The organism is Microcoleus sp. BM001215392 (assembly GCF_036700185.1).
In the GTDB taxonomy this organism is placed as follows: domain Bacteria; phylum Cyanobacteriota; class Cyanobacteriia; order Cyanobacteriales; family Microcoleaceae; genus Microcoleus.
This window is the reverse complement of sequence record NZ_JAUBOJ010000039.1, coordinates 27678-31052: the sequence shown is the minus strand read 5'-3', so window position 1 is coordinate 31052 and position 3375 is coordinate 27678. Positions and strand designations below refer to the sequence as shown.

The 3375-nt window shown below is 43.7% G+C and carries 4 protein-coding genes; 2 read left to right on the top strand and 2 right to left on the bottom strand.

The annotated features are described in order from the left end of the window. Positions 1 to 56 precede the first annotated feature (56 nt). The gene (locus QT974_RS07195) at positions 57 to 941 is read right to left on the bottom strand and encodes an ROK family protein (protein ID WP_333467833.1); all 885 of its coding nucleotides are present in this window, start codon (positions 939 to 941) and stop codon (positions 57 to 59) included. Positions 942 to 1014: 73 nt separating this feature from the next. On the opposite strand from QT974_RS07195, the gene QT974_RS07190 reads away from it, so the two are divergent. Further along, positions 1015 to 1170 carry a hypothetical protein gene (locus QT974_RS07190; RefSeq protein WP_333467832.1) on the top strand — a complete coding sequence of 52 codons (156 nt, stop codon included), beginning with the start codon at positions 1015 to 1017 and terminating at the stop codon, positions 1168 to 1170. Between the two features lie 62 nt (positions 1171 to 1232). Further along, complete coding sequence (locus QT974_RS07185) at positions 1233 to 2609, top strand: DUF4041 domain-containing protein (protein ID WP_333467831.1); 1377 nt, start codon at positions 1233 to 1235, stop codon at positions 2607 to 2609. Between the two features lie 129 nt (positions 2610 to 2738). Here the strand turns inward: QT974_RS07185 and QT974_RS07180 are convergent. Next, a partial coding sequence (locus tag QT974_RS07180) for a hypothetical protein (RefSeq protein WP_333467830.1) occupies positions 2739 to 3375 on the bottom strand: 637 nt, incomplete at its 5' end.

The following is a 3375-nucleotide window of genomic DNA, read 5'->3' as shown; positions in this document are numbered from 1 at the left end:
AACTGTCAACTGTCAACTGTCAACTGTCAACTGTCAACTATCAACTGTCAACTGTATTAAGCGACTTGCCAAGCTAATTTTGCTGCGCCTACCATGCCTGCTTGATTGCCCAATTGGGCAACTAATAACTGCAAACCTTCCCGAGAACTCGGCAACACTCGGCGGTCAATTTCCGTTTGAACTGCGGGCAAGAAAAACTCTGCACCTGCACTAATTCCGCCGCCAATAATAATAGCTTCTGGTGTTAAAATATAAATAATACTTGCTAAACCGATACCGAGATAGCGACCATAATTTCTCCAAAATTCTAAAGCTTTAGCATCTCCAGACTTAGCTAAATTGGCTAAGGCTAAGGGTTCCAAACCAGTATCGCGGCGAATTGCTAGCACAGAAATGTACTGTTCTAAAGAACCGTGATTGCCACTATTACACTCTGGGCCGTCGGGATTTATCGAAATTAATCCTAATTCTGCGGCAGCACCTAAATGACCTGTAAATAGTTTGCCATCTAGGATAACTGCACCGCCGACTCCTGTTCCTAATGTTAGTAAAATTAGGTTTTTAAAGTGCTTTCCTGCGCCTAACCAAGATTCTCCTAATCCGGCACAATCGGCATCATTTGCTAATATTGTCGGTAGTTTGGTTTTGGCTTCCAACCAGTCAGCTAGGGGGACGTTGTGCCAGTTTTTGAGGTTCATGGCGACTCTGGCTATGCGGCCAGTAGCGTCTGCTGGGCCTGGTGTGCCAATGCCGATCGCACGTACAGCATTTTCCTGTGGATTCAGTTGTAAAATAGCATCGGTGATGGCGGCTAACACGGCTTCTGGAGTTGCGGGTTGAGGCGTGGGGACGGTTAAGGATTGGTGACAAACGCCGTCTGCGCTAAATCTGCCGAGTTTGATTGCGGTGCCGCCTAAGTCGATGCCGATTACTTGTGTCATTACGATTTGAGTGTGTGGATGCAAGGATTGGGATTAATCCTCAATAATATCAATATATTGTAGAGTGCGCAGTTTGAACTTTACCTACTTAGATGAATTGTCGTGGCGTAACCATTCTGGCACAGTGGGAGTGCCACACACCGTAATTCGTAAGTTAGCCGATCGCCTGCATCTTAATCGATCGCACCCAAACCAATCAAGTGAAAGTGCGATCGGGCTAAATCTCTAGCAACTTGCCCAATTCACAAACATTCAGTTATATTAAAACATATTTAACAGGGATACAGAAACATGATGTTGTCAACACTTCTCGCAGTAGCATCAGTAGTTTTAGCTGCTATCTTAACATACACGCAACTCAAACTCTCAAAGCTTAAAAAAAATTTACGTAAGTATGACACAATCTTGTCCAAAGAAGAATTTGAAAAGCAATTAGATTCAAATATAAATCTCAAACAAACAGAACTCGACGAGATTGTCAGCGAGCAACAAAAATTAAATGCTCAGACCCAAAAAATCCAGCAAAAACTCAATCAGGTTCAAGAAGCAGAATTCGTTCAATCTTTCGGATTTTATCAATCTAAGTATGATTTTGGCAGTTCAGAAGAATATAAGGTAAGACTTGATAAAATCAGAAGCCAACAAAGTCAAATGCTGAAAAATAAGACTGCTGCCATCTGTCATATACCCTGGACAGTAGATGGCAGCAAAACAAAAGGCAAAAAACTGACCGATGACTTTCTCACACTTATACTGAGAGCCTTTAACGGTGAGTGCGATGCCGCAATTCTTCAGGTCAAATATAATAACGTCACCAAATTAGAAACAAGGATCAACAAAGCTTGTCAAACCATCAACAAATTATCAGAAAGTAATCGCTGTACAATCATGCCTACTTATCGCGACCTCAAACTAGAAGAACTCTTTCTGACCCATGAATTTCACGAAAAGAAACAAGCAGAGGCAGAAGAACAGCGAAGAATTAGAGAGCAAATGCGCGCGGAAGAGAGAGAACTTCGTGAAATAGAAAAAGCGAAGAAAGAGGCGGAACAAGAAGTAAAGCGCCGCGAAAAAGCTTTAGAACAAGCTCGCCGAGAAATGGAACAAGCTGCTGGTCAACAAAAAGAACAACTAGAGGCTAAAATCCAACAACTCAGTCAACAACTTGAAGAGTCTCTTGGTAATCAAAGGGCTATATCTCGCGCTCAGATGACAAAATCTGGTCATATATACGTCATTTCAAATATTGGTTCTTTTGGCGAAAATGTTTATAAGATAGGGATGACACGCAGATTTGAACCGGAGGAGCGGATTAAAGAACTAAGTGGAGCGTCAGTGCCATTTCCTTTTGATATTCATGCAATGATTTCTTGTGAAAATGTGCCAGAAATTGAGAATTTGTTACATAAGTATTTTCGCGATAAGAGCGTCAACAAAGTTAACGAACGCAAGGAATTTTTTAAGGTATCATTAGATGAAATCGCCTCTGCGGTGGAAAAGATTGCAGCAGAAACTAAAACTGTAAAAAAAGATGCGATTCAATTTATCAAGGTTGCTGAGGCAGAACAATATCGCAAAACGCTAGCTATAGAATGCGGGGAAACCCAGCCTCCAGACTCAAATTATACGCCGACTTGGGATGAAGAAGAGTCTGATGAAAATGAATAAAAAATGCAAAGCCTATGGAGTCTACCTAAGGGCAATCTGTCGAAGGGTTTAACCAATATCTGCAAGTTATTATTACTTTCAAAAGCCATGCTTTTGTAGAGGATGTCTAACCCACTTTAGCTAAACCCGTCATACTTTTTCCAATTCATCCCCCGCACCCTCCGCATCCCTGCGATTCCCATCCCCAGAAACACCCAAACCATTCCCAACAAACACCGCCTCAATCACATTCCCATACCCACCAGCATCATCCTCAACCACCGGCAGTGGAAATCGCGTCAAAATCTCCCGCCCAATATCCCCCGCCACCTGCGACAATTCCCCGCTACCAATTCTACCCAACAATTCCAGCCTGCGCCCCAATTCCTGAAGCGAAGCCACCGCATCCGTAGCAACATTGTCATCATGTTCGCCCTCAAACAATCGACTTCCAAACCGTCGCAACCAAGCGGCCAATTCACCATCTTTCAGGCGTTTTGCGATTAAGAATCCCGCGACATCCCCTCGACTCCAGCCGGCATTCACCCCTTCCAAGATTTCCATGAATTTCGACTCGTATTCCGCGTCTGTGAGGGTGGGGCGGGGCGCAGGTGGTGGCGCAGGTGGGGGTGTGGTTCCCAATAGGCGCTGGATTAGTTGTTTGAGGAATTGCCAAATTTTGTTTAGCATTTGTGGGGTTGGGATGTGGGGTTGTTTGTATTTTAGTCTGTTTTGCTGGCCGCTGGTGAATATCGAAGAAACCGGGTTTTTCCTAATCTCTCGATGC